Annotated in this window: 6 protein-coding genes, 2 tRNA genes and 2 rRNA genes; all 10 read left to right on the top strand. The window is 38.7% G+C overall.

The window, feature by feature from the left end; genetic code table 11:
* Positions 1-126, top strand: a 23S ribosomal RNA gene (locus tag ACE1TG_RS11920); the annotation flags it as partial.
* A gap of 152 nt (positions 127-278) precedes the next feature.
* Positions 279-395: ribosomal RNA gene (rrf, locus tag ACE1TG_RS11915) — 5S ribosomal RNA — on the top strand.
* A gap of 49 nt (positions 396-444) precedes the next feature.
* Positions 445-521, top strand: a tRNA-Met gene (locus ACE1TG_RS11910).
* 63 nt (positions 522-584) lie between these two features.
* Positions 585-661 (top strand) — tRNA-Asp (locus ACE1TG_RS11905).
* Between the two features lie 355 nt (positions 662-1,016).
* The gene (gene thiL / locus ACE1TG_RS11900; protein WP_375052608.1) at positions 1,017-1,988 is read left to right on the top strand and encodes a thiamine-phosphate kinase; all 972 of its coding nucleotides are present in this window, start codon (positions 1,017-1,019) and stop codon (positions 1,986-1,988) included.
* A 9-nt stretch (positions 1,989-1,997) separates the two neighbouring features.
* Positions 1,998-2,453, top strand: coding sequence for a tRNA (adenosine(37)-N6)-threonylcarbamoyltransferase complex ATPase subunit type 1 TsaE (tsaE, locus tag ACE1TG_RS11895; protein ID WP_375052607.1), 456 nt, complete (start codon positions 1,998-2,000; stop codon positions 2,451-2,453).
* An 18-nt stretch (positions 2,454-2,471) separates the two neighbouring features.
* On the top strand, positions 2,472-3,179 hold the full coding sequence (gene tsaB, locus ACE1TG_RS11890) for a tRNA (adenosine(37)-N6)-threonylcarbamoyltransferase complex dimerization subunit type 1 TsaB (RefSeq protein ID WP_375052606.1): 708 nt from the start codon (positions 2,472-2,474) through the stop codon (positions 3,177-3,179).
* Entirely contained in the window at positions 3,172-3,621 is a 450-nt protein-coding gene (gene rimI, locus ACE1TG_RS11885) for a ribosomal protein S18-alanine N-acetyltransferase (protein WP_375052605.1), read from the top strand. Before tsaB ends, rimI begins: the two co-directional genes overlap by 8 nt.
* Positions 3,618-4,628, top strand: a complete 1,011-nt coding sequence (gene tsaD / locus ACE1TG_RS11880) for a tRNA (adenosine(37)-N6)-threonylcarbamoyltransferase complex transferase subunit TsaD (RefSeq protein WP_375052604.1) — start codon at positions 3,618-3,620, stop codon at positions 4,626-4,628. The genes rimI and tsaD overlap by 4 nt, the downstream gene beginning before the upstream one ends.
* Before the next feature lie 279 nt (positions 4,629-4,907).
* On the top strand, positions 4,908-6,080 hold the full coding sequence (locus ACE1TG_RS11875) for an FtsW/RodA/SpoVE family cell cycle protein (protein WP_375052603.1): 1,173 nt from the start codon (positions 4,908-4,910) through the stop codon (positions 6,078-6,080).
* The last annotated feature ends 478 nt before the right edge of the window (positions 6,081-6,558 follow it).

Raw genomic sequence — 6,558 nt, 5'->3', positions numbered from 1 at the left:
AAGATGAGACTTCCCATCACTTCGAGTGAGTAAGATCCCTCAGAGACGATGAGGTTGATAGGTCCGAGGTGGAAGCGTGGTGACACGTGGAGCTGACGGATACTAATAGATCGAGGACTTAACTAATTAATACTGATGGAACGTTGATGTGAAGCTCTTATTTAGTTTTTAGGGTATAAAATTACAAAAAACCCTTGCATTTTTTTTAGAAAATGCATATAATATATTTTGTCTTCTAAATTAAGATAAAGACTTTCTGATGTATAATTTTCTTTAGGTCTGGTAGCATTAGCGGAGAGGACACACCTGTTTTCCATGCCGAACACAGTAGTTAAGCTCTCCAGCGCCGATGGTAGTTGGGGCTTTGCCCCTGCAAGAGTAGGACGCCGCCAGGCCTTTCAGATTTATTCTGGAAGTTTAGAAAAAGTTAATATTATCTCATATCGCGGGGTGGAGCAGTCTGGTAGCTCGTTGGGCTCATAACCCAAAGGTCGCAAGTTCAAATCTTGCCCCCGCAACCAATTTACTTCAACTGTCTACGTTGAATAAGTTATTAACATTAAGTTATCTCACAAACATATCTTGGTCCGGTAGTTCAGTTGGTTAGAATGCCTGCCTGTCACGCAGGAGGTCGCGGGTTCGAGTCCCGTCCGGACCGCCATCATTTCTAAATCATGATTTCCAATGGAAACATGTTTTTTTATTTTTATATAGAAACTCAGAATTATTGATAATAAAAATAGTTAATATGTCCGTACTGCCGTTTCCCTGCAACTTGGAAGCGGCTTTTTAATTATATAGGAAATTATAAAATTTAAGTGCTGTGGATAATTGGACATCAGAATCAGTGACGTCCAGCTCCGTCGTACAGGACGCCCTAGTGCAGATGAAACTGGGCTTTTGTTCATTGACAGGATAAAATAGCTCCAATAATAGTCATAACTAACGATTTCTTTTTCTTTTCATCTCTTTTTGCTATCATTAACATAGCTAACAATGAGAAGTGGTGGTAAGCTATGGATGAGTTTTCTTTTATAAATTCGATTAAACAACAGACTTATAAGCAATCTTCAGTTATAAAAGGTGTTGGAGATGATGCAGCAGTTTTTCGTAATACATCGCAAGATACTGTAACAGCTGTAGATACATTCGTTGAGGAGGTACATTTCTCAAGAGGAACAATGGATCCATTCCATATTGGGTATAGGTCACTTGCTGCAAACATTAGTGACTTAGCAGCAATGGGATCAACACCAGCATTTTATCTTGTATCAGTTGTAATCCCGAATAACTGGTCTGATGAAGAATTGATTCAACTGTACAAGGGGATGAGGCACCTCGCATCCGTACATGAGATGGATCTAATAGGTGGTGACACTGTTTCGGGGAAAGAGATGTCGATTTCTATAACTGTAATAGGCTTTGTGAATAAAGGGAAGGCCAGATATCGTAGTTCTGCAAAGCCAGATGATATTTTGTTCGTGACGGGGACATTGGGTGATTCTCAAGCAGGGTTTTACATACTTAATAACCCGGGTAGTTTTAGGGAGAAGGAATACTATTATGCTAAACACCGTATGCCTGAACCAAGAGTAGCATTTGCTAAAGAGCTGGAAAGTTTATCAAGGGTTGCATTGAATGATATTAGTGATGGAATTGCTAATGAGGTGAATGAAATTTCTGAAGCATCGAAAGTAAGTATAACTATATATGAAGAAAAACTGCCAATAAGTAATTCTTATAACCAATTCCCTCCAGAACTTCAGCGTGAGTGGATGTTGTTTGGTGGAGAAGATTTTGAACTTGTAGGTACGGTTTCGAGAGCTGAATGGGAATACCTAAAGGCTATTGCTGAAAAAACGCATACACCACTTAAAGAAGTTGGTTATGTCGATTTCAGTAAAAGTAATGAACACAACGTTTTTGGAGTTAATCATTATAATAAAAAGAAACTATTGGAAAAAAAGGGTTATACCCACATGGAGTAGGTGAAAAGAATGATCGAGTATCAATTAAAGGCAAATTCTGTTGAAGAAACAGGAAAGATAGCTGAGAAGTTAGCATTATTTTTGAAACCCGGTGATGTTGTTACATTAGAGGGTGACCTTGGAACTGGGAAGACAACTTTTACAAAAGGAATTGCTAACGGTCTAGGTATTAAACAAAACGTAAATAGTCCTACATATACGATTGTAAAAGAGTATGAGGGAGAACTTCCTCTCTATCATATGGATGTATATCGTTTGGAGAACACAGATGAAGATATTGGATTTGACGAATACTTTAACGGTAACGGAATTTCAATAGTAGAGTGGGCACACTTTATCGAGGAGTTTTTACCGGAGGAGCGTTTGAACATAAAGATTTCTTACATTGATGATCGTTCCCGTTTGTTGGAATTTACTGCTGTGGGTACACATTTTGAATGGATTACAGCCGAATTGCTCGGTTAACTATAAGGAGTTACTTGAATGAATATACTTGCAATGGATACCTCAAACCAAGTATTGGGTGTTGCCTTACTTAATGATAATCAGCTAGTAGGTAAGGTTGTTACAAATATAAAAAGGAATCATTCGGTAAGGTTAATGCCTGCAATAGATCAATTAATGCGTGATGTGAATATCACGCCAGACCAGCTAGATAAAATTGTAGTTGCAAAGGGTCCTGGTTCATATACAGGTGTACGGATCGGCCTTGCAACAGCCAAATCAATGGCGTGGGCATTGGATATTCCGGTAGTCGGAGTCTCGAGTCTCAAAGTTCTTGCATACCAAGGCAGATTTTTTAATTCATATGTATGTCCCTTTTTCGACGCTAGACGAGGTTTAGTTTTTACAGGGCTGTATCGCTGGAACAATAGTGAACTTGAGTTAGTGGATGAGGAAAAAAATACGCTTATGGAGAATTGGCTGCAGGAATTACCAACGAAAAATAAAGAAGTGGTATTTTTAAGTCCGGATATAGAGCTTCATCAAGAAACGATTCAAAAATATATGGGGGAGCGAGCTGTTATACCGAATAGCCACGATCATATGGCTGATCCCGGACATTTGGCGTTAATTGGTCTAAATCAAGGGCCAGATGTAACCCATACATTGATACCGAATTATTTACGTTTGGCAGAAGCCGAAGCCAAGTGGATCAGTGCACAAAAGGAAGAGCAAAAAAATGGCTGAAGTAGTTATTCGGGAAATGAAGTCAGCGGATATTGATCTTGTTATGGAAGTTGAACGAGCAACATTTGATTCACCATGGCCAAAAGATATATTTCTTCAGGAAGTGAGTGACAATCAGCATGCACACTATTATGTTATGGAAGTAGACGAACAAGTTGTTGGTTATGCAGGAATGTGGCTTGTTATTGATGATGCACAGATTACAAATATTGCTGTAACGCCTGAGTATCGAGGATATAAATTAGGAGAAAAGTTGTTTTTATATACCATTAAACAGGCGATACGAATGGGAACAAAGCGGCTATCATTGGAGGTCCGAATGTCTAATAAGGTGGCACAGCGAATGTATCGGAAGTTTGGATTGGTTCCTGGAGGAGTTCGCAAAAATTATTATACAGATAATCAGGAAGATGCTATTGTGATGTGGGTGAATTTATCATGAAAAATGAAAATTATATTGTTGGAATTGAAACAAGTTGTGACGAAACTGCTGTTGCAATCGTCAAAGATGGTAGAGAGATTATTTCCAATGTTGTCGCTTCACAGATTGAAAGCCATAAACGATTTGGAGGAGTTGTACCAGAAATAGCTTCTCGGCATCATGTAGAACAAATTACAATTGTTTTGGAAGAAGCATTTAATGAAGCAAAAGTTACCTGGGATCAAATTGACGCAATTGCTGTGACAGAAGGGCCGGGCTTAGTTGGTGCCTTACTTATTGGTGTGAATGCAGCCAAGGCACTTGCATTTGCCAAACAAAAGCCTTTAGTAGGAGTTCATCATATTGCAGGACATATTTATGCTAATCGTTATGAACAGGAGTTTCAGTTTCCACTATTAGCTCTAATCGTTTCTGGTGGGCATACTGAGCTTGTTTTAATGAAAGAACATGGGCAGTATGAGCTTATTGGAGAAACGCGTGATGACGCGGCAGGAGAAGCGTATGATAAGGTTGCACGAATGCTTGAATTGCCATATCCGGGTGGCCCCCATGTTGACATGTTAGCTGCATCTGGAGAGGAAAATATCGCTTTTCCACGTGCTTGGCTTGAAGCAGACAGCTTTGATTTTAGTTTTAGCGGATTAAAATCATCCGTAATTAACACGATCCACAACGCAAGGCAACGCGGTGATGAATTGAAAAAAGAGGATATTGCTGCAAGCTTTCAGGCGAGTGTTGTGGACGTGTTGTCGACGAAAACGTTAAAAGCAGCTAATACCTATAAAGTAAAGCAAGTTATTGTTGCGGGAGGTGTTGCAGCTAATAACGGGTTGCGTAAATCGTTAAATGAAAAATTCAAAGGAACGAATATACCTTTATTAATTCCGCCATTAAAATTATGCACAGACAACGCTGCGATGATTGCAGCAGCAGGATATATTGCGTTTGAACAAGGGAATCGGTCTGATTGGGATTTGAATGCAAACCCTTCACTTGTTTTAAAATAAATATTGTTATCGGTTTAGCTGAACGTGTGTATCTGCATAAGTTTTTACCCACAGGACTGTGGATATTTTTTGCGAAAGCAAGATTGCATTATGTTTTTGATGTGGATATAAATTGTGGATAAACCAGTGGATAACTGTGGATTTTGTGTATAACTTTGTTCGGAAACGAGTGTATTCGCTATTTATTTGTGTATAAGTTTGTGGATTATCTTAATAACTTCTAATTAATTAATCAAACGTTTGATCAATATTTAAGGAAAGAAATTTGGTGGAGACTAAATGTCGAATAAACAATCCTATTACATACAAAGTGATTTTATTATATTACTTACACTGTTCATTTGTGTCAGCTTAATATCCATTTATAATGCCCAACAATTACCACAGTATGATGGTGAAACCTTTGTCCTGAAGCAACTCACATGGTTTACTGCTGGTATTTTAATGGCAGCGGTTATTCAATTTTTTGATTTGGATCAACTATATAAAGCTAGTATTTTTATTTACATCGTGGGTGTTCTTGTTTTAATTGGCTTGTTGATGAGTCCGGAAAGCATAGCACCAATTATAAAAGGTCAAAAAAGCTGGTTTACCTTGCCGGGAATGTCGATGCAGCCAGCCGAATTCACGAAGATTACAACAGTAATTCTTCTCGCAGCTGCCATTAGCAGGCATAAGCAGAAGTATGAAATAAGTTCTATAAAAAGTGATAGTTTACTTTTTTTAAAGATTGCTTTAATAACAGCAATTCCAGTAATTTTAATCATGAATCAACCGGATTTTGGTACATCAATGGTTTATATATTCATAGCTTGTATGATGGTTCTATTGTCAGGTATCGATTGGAAAATAATTATTGGCTTAATTTTAGCATTTACTATAATGATTGGCGGGACGGTAGGGTTAACTGTTAAATTTCCTGAAATGTCTCAGGAGTTAATAGGACTTGAAGAATATCAGGTGAAACGTGTTACCAGCTGGCTTGATCCCTCCCAGGAAACTACAAATGACACCTTTCAATTTGATCGGTCAATTCGTGCGCTCGGCTCAGGTCAGTTATTCGGTAAAGGATTAAGTAGTTTGCAAGTGGGAACTCCTGATAATCACACAGATTTTATATTTTCAGTAATTGGAGAAAGCTTTGGATTCCTTGGCACCGCGATAGTTGTTCTACTCTACTTTCTTTTATTATACAAGCTTGTAACGCTTGGTTTAAGCAGTGCTCAGCATTCTCCGTTTGGCGCCTACTTATGCTTGGGATATATGAGCATATTACTGATACATGCATTTCAGAATATCGGCATGACAATAGGGATTATGCCAATAACTGGAATTCCTTTATTACTTATTAGTTATGGCGGAAGCTCTGTATTGGCGACAATGATAGGACTAGGTCTTGTCTATAGGGTGGCTGTGGAATATTCTGTCCAACAGGATTACCTTTTTAAATAAAAGCAGGCCTATCATAACTACTCGAAATGAGGATGCACTAAACATTCTAAGCGGATCCTCATTCCGCTAAATAGCAGAAAAGGTGCTCACGGAGGGCTGAGACGGATCCTCATTCCGTTATTAGCATAAAATCAGCCAAATTTGAGGTGAAAATGGCAAATAGCGGAACGAGGATCCGGAACCATGCTCCAAACGCGGTTTTTGTAACAAATAACGGAACGAGGATCCGCCGCAAATCGAAGCGGATCCTCGTTCCGTTAAGTTCTATCATAGAGTTGCTGTAATGAATAATAAAGTGGTAGAAATGCCGAAACTATCAGATCTGATTCTTCATAGTAGTGGTAACTGCTGACGCGGCAGCCACGTCCTTCTTAAAATGTCAAAAAGAAAGGCTTAGAGAATTTAATTCTCTAAGCCTTAGTTGTGAAGTCAGGTGCACTATAGCTATTTCACCTAACAAGCCTATCAAGTAAACCCG

It is taken from the genome of Virgibacillus sp. JSM 102003, from assembly GCF_041949995.1.
GTDB lineage: Bacteria > Bacillota > Bacilli > Bacillales > Amphibacillaceae > Lentibacillus.
This window is presented reverse-complemented; position numbering and strand designations above follow the sequence as displayed.